Consider the following 19197-nt stretch of genomic DNA (forward strand, 5'->3'; position numbering starts at 1 on the left):
TTTGTTAACTTATAGATAAAAAAGCTCATAAAGTTCATTTTTTATTAACAAAATATCAATTTAGCTAATTTGAAAATTATTTTTGTTTATGCATTACTAATATTAGTAAATTTTTTAAAAAGGAGTATATTATGAAAAAAGGAAGTTTAATCGCCACAGGGGTGATAGGTCTTATTATAGTTGTAGGAGGTTGTATTACATATGCTTATGAAAGTGGTGGTAAATTGGCTAAAGCTGAAGCTTTAACTACATCTGCTACTAATAATAGTAATAGCAATTTAACTAAATACTTAAAAACAACATTTACACAAACTGAAAGTGATAACTACTATAAATTATCACAAAATGTTGGAGATATAGGATTACCTTCACCTTCTATGACTGTTAATTTAAACTCATATAAAACTATAAATGGAGTTAACTACTATAAAACTTATAGTTATGATACTAGAGCAGATTATAAAAATGATACTACAACACCAACTGATGGTAACTACTCACATCTACTGAGTTCAAAAATAGTAAGTTTAGATGGACAAACTATATCTTCAGATACTTTTGGTAAATTAGATTTTTCAAAACTAACTAACGAGGAAAAATTTAATGATATTTATAAAATAGCATCTATGTATGTTGAAGGTTATACTGCAAATAATCCTAAACTTGTTCAAAGTTCAAATGATAATTATGAAGGAAATTTAAATGCTACACCACCTTTAAGTGTTAATTTAAGTAAAACTAAAGAATTTAATAATGAAACTTTATATGAAGTAACTGTAGATATAAATAACTTTAAAACACCTATTTATGTTGGTCTTGATGGATATATATATGTGGCTAATCAAACTGATTTTTACCAATTATTCTTCCCAAATAAATTACAATAAAGGAATTTATTTAAATATATTCAAATATTTATGTTTACATAGATAGTTTATTAATCTCTTTATATATGAGAAATAATATAAGGAGGTATTTTAATGGATCAAGGAATTATTAAACTTATAGTTAGTCAGGGTATATTTGCTGTTCTATTTGTTTATCTACTTTTCTATGTATTAAAAGAAAACAATGCTAGAGAGGAAAATTATCAAAAAATAGTTAATGAATTAGCTAATACTTTACCTCATATAGAACAAAAACTAGCTGATATTGATAAAAAATTGAATTCATAATAGTTACAAAAAATACAATTATAATACAATTTTGTATTTTAGTGGACGGCAATCAAAAATCACACTCTCTATAAGTAGGGAGTGTGATTTTTATGTTAAAACAATCAAATACAACATCTATTTATGAACTTATTTTAAGAGTAAAAGATAATGATTACTTAGCTCTTGAAATATTACATAATAAATTTAGACCCTTAATAGTTAAGTATTCAATACTATTAAATATAAGCTTTGATGAAGTACAAGAAGAATTTGATTTAATAATATTTAAGTTATCTTCAAAAGGAATATCAGATGAAAGTAAATTATTAAAATATATCAAAGTATCTTTAATGCATATAAAAAAATTTTCAGCTTGCAATGATTATGAAGAATATCCTGAAAATATCCTAGGGGATACTGATGTTGAAACAAATGTATTCTTTGATGCAATTCTAAAGGATTTAAATAAAATAACAAGAGAAATGATTAGACTTAAATTTATAGAACAATATACCTGTCAAGAAATATCAGAAAAATATGGATTAAGTAAACAAGCTGTATCTAAAAGAATTAATACGGGATTAAATACTTTAAAAAATATGTTAATAAAAGAAAATATTTCTTTATAAATTAAGATATTATTTCCATATTAATTATTAAATTCATAAATTTATATATTTTGTGGACAAAACTCTCAGGAATTACTCTTAGAATATAAGGGGTATTTTGAGAGGAGATTCTATGAATATTACAAATGAAAATTTAATAAACGATATAAGAAAAAATAATGCAAATGCTTTAAATAATTTTTTAATAGCAAATAATTCTTTAATAGAGAAATCAATGAAAAAATATAATCTTGATAGGGACACTATAGAGGATTGCATTTATAGAGTTATAATAAATGAAAATCTTTCTATAAATAATTTAACTGCCTATCTATGGGCAGTTATACGAAATGAAAAATCTAAGGAATTAAAAAGGCTGAGTTTAGCTGATTCAACACTCTCTTTAGATTTTAAAAATTTTGAACCTGATAATGTATCTTCGGAAATAATATTTGATGATCTTATAAAAGATTTTGATAAAGAAACTAAAAGTTTTATTATCTTAAAATTTAAATACGAGTATACATATAGAGAAATAGCCACTATTCATGATGTTAGTAAATCATTCGTTTTCAAAAGAGTAAAGGAAGCTTGCGAGCTACTAAGAAAACAACTTATATGATAAAAGCAATTTTTTATTAATTACTATAGAATATATCTAATTTTATAGTAATTAATAAAAAATACTAAATTTTAAAGATAATTTAAATAAAGAAATTAATAAAAGCTAGAATTATGAGGTATTTTTTATGCAAAATAATAGTACAGAAATAAATTTAAATAAATTTTTTACAATAGAAACAGAAAATAAAAAACAATTTATCCAAATACCTAAGCAATTTATTCATAAAAATTCAAAATATTTTGCTATGAATCCTATGACTAAATTACTTTATGGAATTTTAGCAGATAGAAATAGTTTATCAATAAAAAATGGTTGGATAGATGATAAAGGAAGAATATTTTTTATCTTTACTCAATCAGAACTTTGTGAGCAGCTTGCAATATCTGCTCCAACTCTTAGAAAATATTTAAAAGAACTTGAGCAAAATAATTTATTATATAGAAAAAGACAAGGTCTTAACCTTCCAGATTTAATGTATTTATTACAAGTCGATACTGAGGAAAATATACTCTTAGAACACTCATCTAAACTAAAGGAAAAAATTTTACCATCAAGAGACAAAGAAAATTTATCTCAAGAAAAAATAAATTTTTCTAGTAATAATACTAATCTAAATAATAATAAATTAAATAATACTGATATAGAAAAGAAAAGTGTATTAGAGGCTAATGATATTAATATAAAACAAACTAATAATATATCTTCAGTCTCCTTCTCTAATCATAGAAAAAATAGGCTAGAGGTTATATTACCAGATGAAATTATACCATTAGCTAATAAATCATTTATACAAAGATTAAAAGCTGATAGAGAATTTATTGGAATGGACTTTAATACTAGTTTATATAATTTATTAATTGATGCTATAACTATTACTTGTGAAAAAGATAAGGTTGATATTCTTAGTATGAATCAATATGCTTACTTTAAAACTACCCTACTTAATATGCTTAGAATGCAAAATATAAAAAATACTAATAAAATAGCTGATTATACTGATGATTATTTATTTGGTTGGTAATATATATCAAACTAAATAATTAGATTAAAACAAAAAGAATTATGAAAAATTCTTTCATAATCCTTTTTGTATATATCTTAAATATATTCTATAAATAAGTATTAACTAAGTAATAGCATCTTTCTTTTGTAGATCTATTTAAATATTTAGCTGTATTTAAAAATGCTTCTGTTCCACTTTGACTACTAATTTGCATATCTCTAGCATTTTGTTCTAGTTTCCATTTAGCTTGGTCTTCTTCTAACTGCCTAAGTTTTTGTGAGGATATATTTTCCTTTATTTCTTGATAAATAGAATTTAAGCTTTTATCCCATATTTTATAATTTGATAATAAGCTTTTTACATATTGATTACTTGAAATATTATCACTAATGTCTATCATATTTGCTTGAATAACTGCTAATTCTTTTAGATAATAATTTTTTAAATTTATTACTTTTTCTTTATCTAGTTTATTATCTATATCATTTTCTAAATCTATGTTTAGATTTATATTATTAACTACTTTACTATCTAACTCTGATTTATTCTTTTTATTATTAATAACTCTTCCTATTGTTAATATTACACTTCCCATAATATTGTTTACTATTTTATATTTTGACATATCAATATCCTCCTTCAACAATTATTACCCAATAGTATAATTAAACATCTATTTTTTTAACTACAATTTATCATTTAAATTTCCATAATAAGAAACAAATATATTCCAAAATAAAGATGTTTTAGTAAATAAATATTTAAATATCCTAAATAAAACCTATATTAAGCTTGACTTAATAAAGAATAATCAAATTTAAATGTTATTGAGTATTATATATAGAATTATAGTTCCATTTCTTAGAGGAACAATTTAATAACCCAAAAATATCTTAAAACAAATATTAAAAAGATTAGTTTACAAAAACTTTCTCTAAAGGGTTATTTATTTAGAGAAAGAAAGATAAATAAAGTATAAGGAGTGATTTTTATTTTATTAAAACTTGGTGATAAAGGTCAAAATGTTATGTATTTACAATATGGACTTCATATCTTAACTTTTAGCTCAAATGGATTTGATGGTATCTTTGGAATGAGAACTCTTATAGCAGTTAAAAGCTTTCAATCTAAAGCTAATATAGCTGTTGATGGTATAGTTGGGGATAATACTTGGTCTAAGCTTACTAGTGAAATTAAATCAATTCAAACAAAGCTAAATAATAAAGGATTTAATGTAGGTACTGTTGATGGAATTGCAGGTCCTAAAACTTATAATGCAGTTATTGCATTTCAAAAAGCTAATAATTTAGCTGCTGATGGAATGGTTGGCCCTGCAACAAATGCTGCTTTATCTAAAGATTCTGAAACTAATCCAACACCTGATCCAAATAGAAATATAAAAAAAGTATTTATTGACCCAGGTCATGGTGGAACAGACCCAGGAGCTTTAGGTAATGGTCTTAGAGAATCTGATATTACACTTGCTATTTCAAAGAAGCTTGGTGATATTTTAAGTGCTAATGGAATTGAAGTTAGATATAGCAGAACTACTGATGTATTTATTTCACTTTCAGAAAGACCTAGACAAGCTAATGCTTGGGGAGCAGATATTTTTGTATCTATCCATTGTAACTCTGCTTCTGCAAGTGCTACTGGAACAGAATGCTTCACTTATCCAACTGCTAGCTCTGTAGCTAAAACATTATCTAAAAATGTAGCAAGCTCTGTAGCTTCTAAGCTTTCACTTACTAATAGAGGTCATAAAGAAGCTAACTTTGCAGTATTAAGAATATCTAGTATGCCAGCAATACTTGTTGAAACAGCATTTATAACTAATGCTTCTGATGCTGATAAGCTTAAAAATAGACAAAATGATTTTGCAAATGCAATAGCAAGTCAAATTCTAGCTTTATAATTTTAGAAAATAATCTTATTTAAATAATAATTTAGATATAGGTTTGTAGTCTATTTGACTATCTAACCTATATCTTTTTTATATTAAATAAGTTTTAAGTTTATATAAACAAAATTATTTTAGCTAATAAATTCTTAAATTTAGTTTCTTATTTTAGAAGTCAATCATATAGTAAGTAGTAAGTAATAAGTAGTAAGTAAATATTAATAGGGGGAATTTAACTATGAAATTTACAGATCTTAAATTATCTATTGCAGAGGAATTTGTTATTTTAAATCTTCTTGGAAAAGAGATGTTTAAATCTAAGAAATTAAAAATAGGTAATACTAAGATTTATTCAATTACAGCTATATTTATTTATCTTCTTTTAGAAGATAAAATATCACTTAATGAAAAACAACAACTTATTATAAATGATTTAAATCCAACAGGAGTTAAATATATTGATATTATTCTAAAAACTATTAATTCTTCAAAAAAAGCAAAGAAAATAGATGAATGGATAGAATATTTTTATGTTCACTTAAAACTTTGTAATGATATTTATAACACAATTGTTGAAGATATTCTTAATAAAAATATTTTAGAACTTAAAAATAAAGATGGATTTTTAACTTCTTCTAAAAAGGATTTTAAAGATATTTATAATATCGGCGATTGTATTATTCAAAAAATAAGGGCAGAATTATTAGAAGATGGAGAAATTGATGATAATACTATATATCTAACCCTTATTTTAGATGCTAATAAAATGCTTACATCTTATTTTTCAGAATATGAATATAAGATATTAAAAGAAAATTTAGAAAAACTGTATGAAAGTAAGGAAGCTAAAAATTTTAAGCTAATAAAAAAAACAATTTCTAGTATTGAAATGTACTCTACCCTAAATTTATTTTCAGATATAATTTCAGGATTGGTATAAAAAATGTCTAGACCAAGAAGTATAGATAAAATTAAAAACTCTGAATTTATTACAATCAGTGAACTTGTTCAATTATCTGGAATGAGGTATAGTACATTAAAATATTATACTGAAGAAGGCTTATTACCCTTTAAACAAATAGATAAAGGACTTGTTAGAAGATATAATCAAAAAGATACACTTAATCGTCTTAATGAGATAAACTTACTAAAATCAAATGGTTTAACAATACAGGAAATCAAACAAAAATTATTAAACAAATGATAATAAGAAAGGGACTACCTCAAAGTAGAATAAAATTTCTCTTTGAAAGTAATCCCTTTTTATTAATTAATATTCTTTTTTTATTTCCTAATAAAACTTAATATAAATCTTATTTTATTTAAGATTATATTTTATATATTTTTAGTTACAAGATACATAGTGTTCATATACATATCCTGTTGATCCATCTTGAAGTCTAACATAATAATAGTTATTACTTTGACCTAAGATTGTTACAGCAGTTCCTCCATCTAAATCATATCCTGATGATTGAGATGATGGTGATGAATGTAATACTGCATGATAACGTCCTGTACCAAGAGTTTTTATAACTCCAGTTTGATAATTAGAAGAATTATCATTATTATTACTATTATTTTGAGTATTTGTAGTTTGTTCACTTTGAGTACTTGCAGTATGTTCTGACTTTGTTGCTGCTGGTTTATTAGTTGTATCTGAGCTTACTTGAGATTTTGCAGTTTCACTAGGTGTAGCTGGTTTTGCTTTAGGTTCCACTGCTTTACTAGTATCTGCCGGTTTAGAGTCAGTATGTATTTCTTTATTATCTATAGCAGCTTTATTATCTGCTTGTATTGCTTGTGCTACTGGTTTAGCTTGTACTGGACTTACATTTGTTGTTTGTGGTGAACTTGATAACGCAGCAAATTCAAGTATAGTCCATATTCCAAATATTATAGTTATAATTATTTTTGCTAATTTAGATAATTTTGTTTTCTTTATAACTAACCATATCCCTACTGGTGGAATAATAATTAACATTAAAATTATAAACCATGTTTTTTCATAAAACTTTTTATCACTTGTCATTAGATTTTCCTCCAACATTTCTTATGTTTAAAATTCCTATATTGGAAATACCTTTAAACTTTATCACATAAAAAATTACAAATCCAAGGCAATTGATTTATAAAATGTAAAAAAATAATAAAAAATTTTAATGAAGATAAAATATAGTATATAAAAAAATATAAATATTCTATATTATGAATAAATTTATAATAAATTGTTAAAAATTCTAAAATATTATATTGTAAAAATAATTAAATAAAAACCCTAAATTTCATCTTATAAGCTATATAAAAATAATATATACTTAAATAAGTTATAACTAAATATCTAGCCTATTTTTTATATTATGTTTAATTTACTTTTATATAAAAGAAAAAAAGTATAACTTAAATAAATAGTTATACTTTTTATTTTATATGTATTAAGCTTTTATATTTTCAAAATTTAATTCAGTGATTATATCTGCAAATTTATCATTAAATTCTTGATCAGTATATATTCCACTAACTTCATTGCACTCTAGATTTAAAACCCAGTAGTATAATTTGTTTTCTTCTAATTTAACAGTTATTCCATCTTTATAAGTATAGTCTAAAAAGTCTTTACTTGGATTTTGTTTTAAGTACATTGTAGAATCCTTAATTGCAAATTCTTTAATTGTTGGTGGTACTATGCATTCTTTATTTGTATTTAGTGAAATTAACTTATTTGAAGATTTATTAAATTGTAGATTACTATTAACTTTTAGGATAAGTCCCTTATTTTCTATTTGATTTAGATTGTATTGTTTTTTATAAAGATATGTACCTCCACAAATTCCCCCCAAAATTATAAGTGAAGTAAGTATCTTAATAAATCTTTTCATTATGATTTCCCCCGTAGCTTGTCTTAGTAGTAAATTATTAAATTATATTTAACCATTATATAGTACCATATTTAAAATAATAGAGCAGTTATTTTTATTAGTTTGTATAGTAGAGATTAGATTATTATATAAGCTCAATTATTTTTTACTAAAATAACAATTGTATTTTAAATTATATGGAAAATGAATATATGTTATAATAATTAGTGGCGTTACAATATATAGATAATAAGTAAAATTATAGAGAATATTATTAATATAAGTTTTAATATAGATAAAAATATAGTTTATAAATAAGAATAATATTAAAAAATAAGTTTTCTTGAAATATTATATTATTTTTTAGATTAGAAAATTTGATATTTTTATAGAGAATTATACTTAAAATTAGTCGTAGTATATAACTATAGTATATATATAGTATATATACATAGGTAGTATGTTGTTGTATAGTGTAGTACACTTTTGGCGATTGAGTCATTTCAAGGATTATAAAGATTTTTTTTGCGAAAAGTAACAATAGAATTTGTGAAAAGTAACAATAGAATTTGCGAAAAGTAGCAATTGATTTTTGTCGAAAGTAACAATAGAATTTGCGAAAAGTAGCAATTAGTTTTGCGAAAAGTAACAATTGATTTTTGTTGAAAGTAACAATAGAAAATGTTATAATTTTGATAAAGTAGATGGATTTAGGGGAGAAAAATGATTGAAAATTTAAATAATGAAGAAAATGAAGAAAAAGAAATTAAAACTAAAGATAGAACTTTAAAAGAAAAAAGTTTTGTCATGGATATAAATATAATTGAAGCTCCACTTTTTAGTTTTAATAATAGAAAGTCAGTAACAACAGTTGAAAGTTTGTCAAAAACTAAAGGAATAAGTAAAGAACTTGCTTACATATTAAACAAAGTACCTGAAGGAGCTAGACAAAGCCAAGTTGAATTTAGATCCTGGGTTGATAGTAAAGGAATGGAGAGAGAAATACTTGCAATGTCTATGTTTAATCTGCCAGATTCATTTGCTATGGATGTTTTTTATGCAGCAATAGGACTATATGTAAAGAAACACTCACCTATAACTTTTAATAATGAGGACGGAATTTATAATTTAACATCAAATCAAGTTGAGTTCACTATATATGAGATGTGTGAATACATGGGTTTATCAGTTGGAGGAAAAAGTTATCAAAGAATAAAAGATGCTTTAAGAGAGCTTAATGCTGTTGATTATTATAGTCTTGCAAAAGGTGTTTTTTATAATAAAAAGAAAGAAAAATATGAAACATCAAGAGAAGAAAGTATTTCTTTAATAGATCACTATAGCTTTATAGGTAGAGAAAATAGAAGTAAAGATGATAGATGTACAATAACTCTTGGGAATTTAGTTATAGAAAATTTAAAATATAGTTTTATAAGATTTTTAAGTAATAATACTTATTTTCAGTTAAAGACAGGCCTTACAAGAAGATTGTATAGTTATATAGAAGGAAATAAGTATAATAAAAAATACATAAAAAGAAGTTATAATACATTAAAACATAAGATACCTGTAGATTATAAATATCCATCAATTTTAAAGAGAAGAATAAATACTCCACTAGAAAACTTGATAAAAGTAGGAATGATAAAAGATTATTTCTATGGTGATGAAATTCTTATAAATGGAGTTAAGGAAGATTGTATTTACATAATTTTTGAAGGTACTAAAAAGCAACTTATTGATTCTTTAACTGTTAAGCAAGTAGATTTAAAAGAAGAAAAGAAAACAGAGCTTAAAATTGACTATAAAATGGAGTTTCCAACTGATATAGAAAAAGAGCTTAAAGAATTTAAGATAAGTGAAAATAAGATATTTGAAATTATAAATAAATATGATAGATGGAAAATTGCTGAATATATTTTATGGCTTAAAGATGGGATTAAAAAAGGTAAAGTTAAAGATCCAGCTGGTTTATTTGTTTTTGCAATAACAGCAGGAATGGTTGATGTAGCTTCTACAAATCCTGAAATAATAGAATTTGTTCAAAAGTACAGAAAAGAAGTTGAAGGTAAAAAAGAAGTTGATGAAGCTCTTATTAAAAAGGAATATCATAAATATATTGAAAAAGAGCTTAAATTATTTGAAAAAGAAGATGAATTTGCATTCTATGCTTCAAGAGATACTGTTCTAAAAGATATAGAAAATAGTCAAAAGAAAAAGATTAAAGCTCAAAGACAGCTATATAATATGGCTGAATCACAAACTGAAAAAGATAAGCTTTTAGCAGTTATAGAAAAGTGGGAAGAGTTCTCTGTTAAGAAGGAGAAATCAGAAATATTTATAGAGCTATTTGTTAAGAAAGTCAAGCTTTATAGAGGGCTTAAAGACTTTAATGAGTTTAGAAATAGCTATATAGAAAAGAATAGTTAAGTTTATTTTATATAAAAAATAAAAATACCTTATATAAGTAGAATATGAAATACTCTTATAAGGTATTTTATATTCATATTTAAGAGAGAATAAATTAACGAAATATGGATTTACTATTATACTTGAATAGTTTTTGGTTGTTATAAGATTTGAATTATTTTATAATAAGATATGTGTTATTGATTTTATAAATATTGTATTTAGTATGATATGAATAAATACTATGTAAATAAATAAAAGGCACCCAAAGGTGGATGGCTTTATTTATTAGATATAAAATTGCCTTCAAAGGTGAAGGGACATTTATATCTTCATATTATAGTATGCTCAAAACGTAGTAAAATATACGTTTTAATACAAGTGTTTTATGATTAAATAATATCCTATTTATAATATTTTGTCAATAAATTTTAGACAATTAGGAGTGACAAAAAGTGAAAATTTTCTTTGATGAAAGTGGAAAAAAAGATAATCCACCAATGTTAATGGGAGCTGTATCAATACCAAGTAGTGTATATGATATAGATAAAATTCAAGAGATTAATAAAAGGCTACAAAGCGGTGAGATTAATTTCCATTTTACTAAATATAATGGTAATAACTCTAGTAAAAGAGATATATTAGAACTTATTAATTCATTTAAAAACTTATTTATATCTATGAGGTTTAATGTATTATATTATGATAAATATGGGACTCAAGAAGATCGTTTTAAAAAAATGGTTTATTCAAAATTTCCAGAAAGATTATTTTATGGTCTTTTGAGAGGTAAAGCAGAGTTATTTAAAATTAATGTAGAAATTTTTATGGAAAATGCTACTGAATATAATGATTTTCCTAAATTATTTAAAGATCAACTAAATGTACAGGCAACGTATAGAAATGAAAATTATGAAGTAAAGGAATGTAAATTAGTACCTAAGAATAATGAAATAGGAGTAGAATTTACTGATTTATTATTAGGAATTATTAGAATAATTATATCAACTCCCAAAAGTAGTAATTCATATAGAGCGAAAGTTAGTTTAGTTAATAAAATAATATCTATACCAGAAGTATATAAATTTTTATCTAGTATTAAATATTTTGAATGGAATAATAAAGCCTCATTAAAAGAAGTAAATTTTAAAGATTATGTAGATTTTTATATAGCAAGAAATATTGTTGATATAGATACTTCTAATCTATATTAAATATAATAGAGTAAATCTAAAAATGAAGGGAGATTAAAATAATTAACTTTTAATCTCCTTTTATTTTTAAATAAATATTAATTTTTATAAGCTGATTTATCCTTGTAGACCTCTTGCTTGTCTATCCATGTCTTCAATAACAATATCATGAATTTCACCTAGTGAAGCACAATATTCTAATACTTCCCAAGGTTTATTAGTATGGAAATGAATTTTTATTAATTCTTCATCACCAACAGCAAGTAAACAATCCCCTTCAAAGTTATTTGTGAAATAATCATTTATTGCATCTTCATTAAGATTTTCTCCTGCAATTAATAATTGTGTATCATATCTAAATTCAATCATTTTAAATCTCCTTTGTTATTTTATTTTCGTTAGTATAACATACATTAAAATTTTCTTCAATTTCACTATAATGGCTTAAAAGAGAGTAAGAATAATTAATTGAGTATATTGGTAATAAAATAATAAAAAATTTTGTTTTTAAAATTTCATTAAAATAAATTTTGATTGTTAGAAATTTATGTTACAATTCAGTTATTATCTTACAGAGGAGAAAAGAAATGAAAAAAATAATAATGTTAATAGTAGTTTTAATTGCTATTGGATGTGGAGCTGTTGCCTATGCTGATGAAACAGGTTCAAGTAGTTCTAATAGTAATAATGCTATGAATCAAACTAATAATAACAATAATACTACTTCTAAAAATCAAGCAAATGGAAGCATTACAAGTACCAATTCTTCAAATGAGGTAAATAGTAATAATAACAGTAGTAATAATAATGGGAATAGTACTAATTCTAATATAAGCCAAAGTAATAATAAGAGTATATCTAATACAAGTCAAAATAATAATAGTAATGAAGATAATAGTTATCATATAGTTAATGCACCTAACTATGTTTATTTATTAGAAAATCCAGTTATTTCACCTTCTGGACCATATATAAAAGAAAGAATACCTGTAGGAAGTAAAGTGAAAATTCTTAAAGATAATAAATCTAAAATATTTGATAAAATTGAGTATAATGGAGAAATTGGATATGTACCAGGTATATTTGTAAATACACATTCAAATCCACAAATATTAAACAAGGTTATTGATGAAGAAAATCAAATTAAACAAGATTTAAGAAATACTGGCTCTTATGTTCCATCTCAATTCATAGAGCCAATTTATATTCCAGGACAATTAGGCAGAGGTCCTTCAGGGCCAGAGTGTCCTTTTGCTTTAGTAAACGGGTATTATATAAATAGGCAAGATCCTTATAAGGGATATCAAGTTCTACAAATAATAGACTCTGCTCCTGTAAATGGTGCTCTACTTGGAGTAACAGATTATCCAGGAGGTCATGGAATATTTGAGGTGAATGGAAAGACAGGTTATTCTCAATTCCTTCAATTTTATTATGATAGTCCAAAATACGGGGAAAATTATTAAATAAATATATTTATAATAAAAAGTCTACTAATTTAAAGTAGACTTTTTTAGATTAAAGATATAATTATATAAAAATTTAATTAAGAATATTTTTATTCTAGTAACAAGTAGATTTTAAATAGTTTTATTTCATAGAGTTAAACACTTTTTATTAATTCTAAAAAGTGTATATCATTATTTTTTCTCCATTTATGTCTAACTCTCCATTGAATTGAAAACCGATTTTTTTATATAGCTCAATAGCTACTTCATTATCATCATATACACTTAGATATACCTTATTACATTTGTACTCAGTTTTAATAATATTTAATAGAGCGATTATAGCAGATTTTCCGTATCCCATGTCCTGATAGCGACTATCGATTAAAAATCTATCTAACCAAACTTGACCTAGTGGTTTTAATTCTGGAAAGCGACCATACATTGCAAATCCAATTAGATTATTGTTATCATAAATTCCAACAGGTTTCCACTCCTTTACTTTATCAGCTTCTTCTAAACACTCACTAACACTTTCAATAAATCCTATTTGATTAGGAAAAAGATCTAATGATTCTGCTTGCACTCTATTTATTGAAGTGATTGCTTCAAAGTGTAAATCCATAAATTCACCTAACACCTTTCTAGATTTTAATATTTGTAAAAAAATCCATTTAATTACTTACTTATATTCTAACACTTGTAATTGATAAAGTCATTTAATGTTTTGTATGATATCCTTAGAGTAGCTTATATTTTTTTAGTTATTATTAAGAGATAGTTCTTTTAAATAGTTTTTTAAGTTATTTGAGGGAAGTTTAATATTATTATTATCTGTTTAATCTTGATAATTATCTCCTATTAAAGTAGCGATTTCTGCCTTTCCCTCTAAAGATTGTTCAAGACTATTATAATAATCTTTTGAAATTTTAATATTATAATTATTTTTTAACTTTTTAATATTACTTAAAATTATTTTATTTGAGTCTTCTAATAATTTTTCAAATTGATCCATCTTTTCACCTTTATCTGAAGTATTCTCTACTAAATCTATATCCGTATATATTCTATAAGCGTTAATTTTACCTTGTATTCCTTCAGAATAATCATATAATATAGTTTTTAATTTTAAATCCTCTGAATTATTAGCGAGCATCTCAAAATCATTTAATTCATTTTTATAAGTATTAAGTAATGTCTTAAAAAAGTCTTCGTTATTTAAATTTGATTTTTCAAGCTCAACTGTTGTATCATAAGTTTTATTTATTACAGATGCGACCTGTTTTATATTTGGATTATATGTCTTATATTTATATATTCCATATGTTGATAAGATTAAAATACTAGTTAATATTATAGATAATTTTTTGTTCAATTAATTCTCTCCTTATAGTTGTTTTACAATAGATAAATACAAGGCCTTCCTGAATTATTTTACTTTAAAAAAACAATTAAAAAGCTATTTAATAAATAATACTTTTAACGTTTAAATAATTAAATATTTTTACTTATATTTTCCTTTAATATAAAATCCTCTTAAATGAAACTAAAGTTGATATATATCATAAGGCAAATTTACTATTATAACTTTCTATATTTTTATTTAATTCAAAGCAAATTTAAGAAATATGCACTTTGAATTTTCAAATAATTCAAAGTGCATAAGAATTTAATTTTATTTATTTTTAAAAATTTTATTATACTGCTAATCAATCTCTTTTATTTGAGCTAAATACTTAGCCTTTGAGCTTAATAAAATATTACTACTACTTTCTTTATTTGTATCATTATTATTATTTATCTTCCTAACTTCAATTTTATTTCCATATGTATTATAAACAAGTTTTGGATTAAATAAGTAAAAAAGGAAAAACAATCTATTATGTATTTTAAGGTTTTATTTTTCAAATGTTTCACTATATTGAATATTTTTTTGAATATTTTCAAGAACTATTTTTCTAATATCTATAATATCTTTTGGAAGCTTATTAAGTTTAAACCACTTTAGTTCTGAACATTTATTTGCTTCCATAATTTTAGCTGTACCCTCATAGTTATTAATAATAAAATAAATATCATTTCTATATCCTTATTATTTTCTTTTAATATGATTGGAATGACTGCTGATAATGATTTAAAATGTTCCCCCACTTTGTTACCTCCTAAGATTTAAATTTATTAGATATAATTATTATTTAATTTATATTTTTATTATACATAATATATAGACTATATTTCGATAATTTATTTTTTTATTATAGTAAAGCTTAGTGATCCTCTTAATAGTGGAACCTCTTTCTGATAATTAGTTATTTTTTATATATTTATATTGAAATAAAGATATATTTATCTTATTTTTATTAAATATAAGCTAAGAGTTTCATAGAAATTTTAAAGAAATAATATAATTAAGAAAAGTTCTCAATTAGTATTTACTTTCATTTAAAATATGATATAATTAATTTATAAACAATAATAATTATTATTTAATAAATATTAAATGATAATTATTGAATATCATATAGTTACTTTAAACGTATATTAATATATATAGATTCATACAATATAACAAAAGAGGAGGTATTATTATGATACAATTAGAAAAAAACTTAAACTTATACTTATCAAATTTAAATGTTTTATATGCTAAGTTACACAACTTACATTGGTATGTTTCAGGGGAAGGATTCTTCACAACACATGCTAAATTAGAAGAACTTTATAATATAACAGCAGAAGGAATTGATGAAGTTGCTGAAGTAATGTTATCAACAGGATTAAAACCTTTTGCTTCATTAAGTAAGTATCTTGAAAATGCTTCAATAAAAGAATTAGAAGCAAAGAATGTAAAATCAAAGGAAGCTATTGAAGTAGTTTTAGCAGACTTTAAAGAAATGAGAGAACTTGCTAAGTCAATTCTTGAAGAAGCTGAAGATAGTAAGCAATATGCTGTAGTAGATCTATTCAGTGGATATGTAGCTGAATATGATAAGACACTTTGGATGTTAAATGCATTCTTAGCATAATAAATGAATTAAATAATATTTTAGTTAATAAAAGCTGTACTTTAGAAAATTAAAGTACAGCTTTTTATATTTAATTAATATTTTATTTTTATTGATTAGTTTTTAAAGGATTTAAAGAATTGATGATAAAGAGTTATTGCTAATCCAAAAAGAACTATAACTGTTTGGCTTATCATCATAATATTATAATATTTTTGATTAATAAATATACTGATAATAGCAATTAATATTACACTTAATCCTATAAATAAAAGATCAGTACTAACAAGTTTTGAGACTTTATCTTTATCATGTTTCTGCTGGTCAAAAAAATTAAGGATATCTCCTGCATTAAAGTATTTAATTATTGTTCCTAAAAAGGTTAATATTCCTCCAACTAAAATAGCGAATAAAAGAATACTTGTTAAATCTATTGATTTCATAAATTCTCCCCTATATTTAAGTTTATAATATATGTTTTATAAATTAACTTTTCTACTTCCATCTTTATTAAATATTTTTCTTAAATATATTTCACTTATAATAAATAAGCCTAAAACAGAGACTACTAAAAATAAAGCTTGCATATTTTCAGTATTACCAGGTGCTGGACTTACAATGGCCCAGATTCCAAAAAGAAGATTAATAATACCTGTTACTAACATTCCATAGCCACACAATTTTTGTGCTACATCCCAAGTATCTTGATTTTTCATTGATAAAGGAGTTCTATATCCAACTATCCAATTCTTATTTATCGGTGGGAACTTTATAAAGAATATAGAAATTAAAAAATAAATTATTGATACTGATAAGCTAATCATATAAATCACCTCATATTAAAACATTAATTACCATTAAATTGCTTATATGTAATTACTTTATAAGTTAATTATAACCACTTATACAGTTATTGTAAATTATTAAATTATTACTTTTTTCTTACGATCAATAATAATTACATAAAGTCTTAGAGATAAATATATATAGTTAGAATATATAAAAGTAAATAAATTTAAAGTATTATAAGAATAAAGGATGCCCAAATGGACATCCTTTATTTTACTTATCTTATATATTATTTTTTAGTTTTAATCTAGTTCCTTAAATTTTTCTAAGGCATTTGTAGTTGTTACTTTCTTTTCTATAGCTTCATCATAATTTTCTTTTATTACTTCTGCATAGATTAATTCAAGTAAGAAAATTTGAACAAACTTTGATAGCATTGATCCAGTTTCAAAAAGAGTTTCTTTACTAAAATAGCTTAAATTAATATCTGATAACTCTTTTAATTTATTATCCCTACTTTCAGTAAGTGAAATTATCTTTGCTTTTCTTTGTTTAGCAAGCTCTACTGCTTTTAATATTTCTCTTGTTTCCCCAGTATGAGAAATAGCAAATACAACATCTCCTCTTTCCATTATAGAGGAAAGCATCATCATAGTATGACTATCATTAACAGGTATACTATTTATTCCAATTCTCATAAACTTATAATTACCATCATTAGCAACTATACCAGAGTTACCAATACCAAAGAAATATAATCTCTTACAATTTAATATAAGTTCTCTTATTTTTATTACATTAGAATAATCAAGTCTTTTTAAAGTTTCTTCTATAACATTATTATGACTTACAAAAAGCTTTTGAGCAGTTTCTTCAACAGGTTCATCAATGCTGACAACTGTGTTTATAAAGCTTTTTCTGCTATTTTTAGTTAACTGTTTTGCAAGTGCTAGTTTAAATTCTTGATATCCTGAAAAACCTAGTTTTCTAGTAAATCTAGTTATAGTAGCCTCCCCTAAAGAAACTAATCTTGCTAACTCTGAAATTGACATATAAACACATTCCTGAGCGTTTTCATTTATATATTCAATAAGTATTTTATCACTTTTACTTGCTTTAAATTTTGATGTACAAATCCCATCTAATATTCCCATACTTTTCCCCACAACAATAATTTTGATTATAATTAAATTATATCATTTTCTGAACGATTATTTAACATAATAATATTTAAATTGTATAATATTGTAAAATATATTTATTAGATAGTTTAAATTTGTCTAAAAAATCAATTTATAATTTTTTATAGGGAGTTTTCATCCTTAAATTTTTTTAATGCTCCCATCATTCCAGCTTTATTACCAAGGCTTGCAAATTTAATTTTTGTATTATTTATAAATTTCTCTGGAAGAAGCTTTTTAAATTCTTCATTAAATAAAGGCTCTAGATATTCTTTTTGCTCCATAATACCACCACCAAGAATAATAACCTCTGGATTTACTATATAAACTAGATTTTCTAAAGCACTACAAATATTTTTAACAAGATTTTTTATTTCTTCAGTACAAATTAAATCTCCCTTTTTAGCAAGGTCAAAAATAATTTTACCGTTTATATCTCCTATATTTATATTTTTTCTTTTAGCAACAAATTTAACAAGAGCAGTTGTTGAAGCTATATCTTGAATAGAAACTCCATTTATTTTCATATAGCCTATTTCTCCAGCTACATCTGAAGCTCCATTAATTAGCTTATTATCAATAACTAAAGCTCCACCAATTCCTGTCCCAATTGTAAGACAAAAGCCTGATTTAAACTTTTTGCCAGATCCAAGCCAAAATTCACCGAGGGCTGCGCTATTAACATCATTTTCTACTGAGCATTTTAAATTATATTTTTCATTTACTAATTTCCTAAAATCAGTTCCTATATAATTTGGAATAGTAGGTCCTGCATAATCTATAACTCCAGTTTTAGAAGAAACAACTCCTGCTGTTGATATTGCAACTCCTGATATAACAAAGTCTTTAGTTAATTTAGATATTAAATTATCAACATCTTCTAAGATAAAATTATCTTTATTTATAACTCTAGTTTTTATTTCTCCTTTTAGTAAAATATCCCCAGTTAAATTTAAAACTCCATATTTTATGCTAGTCCCACCAATATCTATAGCTATAATATTACTCATAAAACATCACC

Annotated in this window: 25 protein-coding genes; 12 read left to right on the top strand and 13 right to left on the bottom strand. The window is 23.7% G+C overall.

The genetic code is table 11. The annotated features are described in order from the left end of the window. Positions 1-131 precede the first annotated feature (131 nt). From BN8917_RS01680 to BN8917_RS01700, 5 genes are all read left to right on the top strand, one after another. The gene (locus BN8917_RS01680) at positions 132-887 is read left to right on the top strand and encodes a hypothetical protein (RefSeq protein WP_066869741.1); all 756 of its coding nucleotides are present in this window, start codon (positions 132-134) and stop codon (positions 885-887) included. A gap of 93 nt (positions 888-980) precedes the next feature. Continuing rightward, positions 981-1175 carry a BhlA/UviB family holin-like peptide gene (locus BN8917_RS01685; protein ID WP_066869744.1) on the top strand — a complete coding sequence of 65 codons (195 nt, stop codon included), beginning with the start codon at positions 981-983 and terminating at the stop codon, positions 1173-1175. A 92-nt stretch (positions 1176-1267) separates the two neighbouring features. Further along, entirely contained in the window at positions 1268-1786 is a 519-nt protein-coding gene (locus tag BN8917_RS01690) for an RNA polymerase sigma factor (RefSeq protein WP_066869746.1), read from the top strand. 112 nt (positions 1787-1898) lie between these two features. Beyond that, on the top strand, positions 1899-2387 hold the full coding sequence (locus tag BN8917_RS01695; RefSeq protein WP_066869749.1) for a sigma-70 RNA polymerase sigma factor region 4 domain-containing protein: 489 nt from the start codon (positions 1899-1901) through the stop codon (positions 2385-2387). A 127-nt stretch (positions 2388-2514) separates the two neighbouring features. Beyond that, complete coding sequence (locus tag BN8917_RS01700; RefSeq protein ID WP_066869751.1) at positions 2515-3411, top strand: replication initiator protein A; 897 nt, start codon at positions 2515-2517, stop codon at positions 3409-3411. Between the two features lie 88 nt (positions 3412-3499). Here the strand turns inward: BN8917_RS01700 and BN8917_RS01705 are convergent, their stop codons facing one another. Next, positions 3500-4018 carry a lysozyme inhibitor LprI family protein gene (locus BN8917_RS01705; RefSeq protein ID WP_066869754.1) on the bottom strand — a complete coding sequence of 173 codons (519 nt, stop codon included), beginning with the start codon at positions 4016-4018 and terminating at the stop codon, positions 3500-3502. Positions 4019-4375: 357 nt separating this feature from the next. On the opposite strand from BN8917_RS01705, the gene BN8917_RS01710 reads away from it, so the two are divergent. From BN8917_RS01710 to BN8917_RS01720, 3 genes are all read left to right on the top strand, one after another. Then, a complete protein-coding gene (locus BN8917_RS01710) occupies positions 4376-5308 on the top strand; it encodes an N-acetylmuramoyl-L-alanine amidase (RefSeq protein ID WP_066869757.1) in 933 nt (310 codons plus the stop codon). A gap of 223 nt (positions 5309-5531) precedes the next feature. Then, positions 5532-6233, top strand: a complete 702-nt coding sequence (locus BN8917_RS01715) for a GPP34 family phosphoprotein (RefSeq protein ID WP_066869760.1) — start codon at positions 5532-5534, stop codon at positions 6231-6233. A 3-nt stretch (positions 6234-6236) separates the two neighbouring features. Continuing rightward, complete coding sequence (locus tag BN8917_RS01720) at positions 6237-6497, top strand: helix-turn-helix domain-containing protein (RefSeq protein ID WP_066869762.1); 261 nt, start codon at positions 6237-6239, stop codon at positions 6495-6497. A 141-nt stretch (positions 6498-6638) separates the two neighbouring features. On the opposite strand, the gene BN8917_RS01725 is transcribed toward BN8917_RS01720, so the two are convergent. Further along, positions 6639-7325 (bottom strand): SH3 domain-containing protein, encoded by a 687-nt coding sequence (locus BN8917_RS01725; RefSeq protein ID WP_066869765.1) that lies wholly within the window; start codon positions 7323-7325, stop codon positions 6639-6641. A 403-nt stretch (positions 7326-7728) separates the two neighbouring features. Continuing rightward, positions 7729-8172 (bottom strand): hypothetical protein, encoded by a 444-nt coding sequence (locus tag BN8917_RS01730; protein ID WP_066869768.1) that lies wholly within the window; start codon positions 8170-8172, stop codon positions 7729-7731. A 702-nt stretch (positions 8173-8874) separates the two neighbouring features. Between BN8917_RS01730 and trfA the strand changes: the two genes are divergently transcribed. Both trfA and BN8917_RS01740 read left to right on the top strand, forming a co-directional pair. Next, entirely contained in the window at positions 8875-10581 is a 1707-nt protein-coding gene (gene trfA, locus BN8917_RS01735) for a plasmid replication initiator TrfA (protein WP_066869771.1), read from the top strand. A gap of 434 nt (positions 10582-11015) precedes the next feature. Beyond that, complete coding sequence (locus tag BN8917_RS01740; protein ID WP_066869774.1) at positions 11016-11774, top strand: DUF3800 domain-containing protein; 759 nt, start codon at positions 11016-11018, stop codon at positions 11772-11774. 96 nt (positions 11775-11870) lie between these two features. Here BN8917_RS01740 and BN8917_RS01745 read toward each other — a convergent pair whose 3' ends face one another. Further along, positions 11871-12122 carry a kinase to dihydroxyacetone kinase gene (locus BN8917_RS01745; protein WP_066869778.1) on the bottom strand — a complete coding sequence of 84 codons (252 nt, stop codon included), beginning with the start codon at positions 12120-12122 and terminating at the stop codon, positions 11871-11873. 218 nt (positions 12123-12340) lie between these two features. On the opposite strand from BN8917_RS01745, the gene BN8917_RS01750 reads away from it, so the two are divergent. Next, the gene (locus BN8917_RS01750) at positions 12341-13219 is read left to right on the top strand and encodes a hypothetical protein (protein WP_066869781.1); all 879 of its coding nucleotides are present in this window, start codon (positions 12341-12343) and stop codon (positions 13217-13219) included. 157 nt (positions 13220-13376) lie between these two features. On the opposite strand, the gene BN8917_RS01755 is transcribed toward BN8917_RS01750, so the two are convergent. The 5 genes from BN8917_RS01755 to BN8917_RS14580 form a co-directional block, all read right to left on the bottom strand. Beyond that, positions 13377-13826: a GNAT family N-acetyltransferase gene (locus BN8917_RS01755; protein ID WP_066869783.1), complete on the bottom strand. Its 450-nt coding sequence runs from the start codon at positions 13824-13826 to the stop codon at positions 13377-13379. Positions 13827-14039: 213 nt separating this feature from the next. After that, complete coding sequence (locus BN8917_RS01760; protein ID WP_066869786.1) at positions 14040-14576, bottom strand: hypothetical protein; 537 nt, start codon at positions 14574-14576, stop codon at positions 14040-14042. A gap of 330 nt (positions 14577-14906) precedes the next feature. Beyond that, positions 14907-15077 (bottom strand): hypothetical protein, encoded by a 171-nt coding sequence (locus BN8917_RS14545; protein ID WP_207644758.1) that lies wholly within the window; start codon positions 15075-15077, stop codon positions 14907-14909. A gap of 21 nt (positions 15078-15098) precedes the next feature. Next, a complete protein-coding gene (locus BN8917_RS14675; RefSeq protein ID WP_265327627.1) occupies positions 15099-15233 on the bottom strand; it encodes an NUDIX hydrolase in 135 nt (44 codons plus the stop codon). After that, positions 15206-15352, bottom strand: coding sequence for a hypothetical protein (locus tag BN8917_RS14580; protein WP_235829963.1), 147 nt, complete (start codon positions 15350-15352; stop codon positions 15206-15208). Before BN8917_RS14580 ends, BN8917_RS14675 begins: the two co-directional genes overlap by 28 nt. Positions 15353-15789: 437 nt before the next feature. Here BN8917_RS14580 and BN8917_RS01765 point away from each other — a divergent pair, with 437 nt between their 5' ends. After that, a complete protein-coding gene (locus BN8917_RS01765) occupies positions 15790-16227 on the top strand; it encodes a Dps family protein (RefSeq protein WP_066869788.1) in 438 nt (145 codons plus the stop codon). A gap of 95 nt (positions 16228-16322) precedes the next feature. Here BN8917_RS01765 and BN8917_RS01770 read toward each other — a convergent pair whose 3' ends face one another. The 4 genes from BN8917_RS01770 to BN8917_RS01785 all read right to left on the bottom strand — a co-directional run bounded on the left by BN8917_RS01770 (position 16323) and on the right by BN8917_RS01785 (position 19186). Then, positions 16323-16649 (bottom strand): DUF3784 domain-containing protein, encoded by a 327-nt coding sequence (locus tag BN8917_RS01770; RefSeq protein WP_066869791.1) that lies wholly within the window; start codon positions 16647-16649, stop codon positions 16323-16325. Positions 16650-16685: 36 nt separating this feature from the next. After that, positions 16686-17030 (bottom strand): SdpI family protein, encoded by a 345-nt coding sequence (locus BN8917_RS01775; RefSeq protein ID WP_066869794.1) that lies wholly within the window; start codon positions 17028-17030, stop codon positions 16686-16688. Positions 17031-17297: 267 nt separating this feature from the next. Next, entirely contained in the window at positions 17298-18149 is an 852-nt protein-coding gene (locus tag BN8917_RS01780; protein WP_066869797.1) for a MurR/RpiR family transcriptional regulator, read from the bottom strand. Between the two features lie 149 nt (positions 18150-18298). Next, positions 18299-19186, bottom strand: coding sequence for an ROK family protein (locus BN8917_RS01785; protein ID WP_066869800.1), 888 nt, complete (start codon positions 19184-19186; stop codon positions 18299-18301). Between the last annotated feature and the right edge of the window lie 11 nt (positions 19187-19197).

The organism is Clostridium mediterraneense (assembly GCF_900091705.1).
Lineage (GTDB): Bacteria > Bacillota > Clostridia > Clostridiales > Clostridiaceae > Sarcina > Sarcina mediterraneense.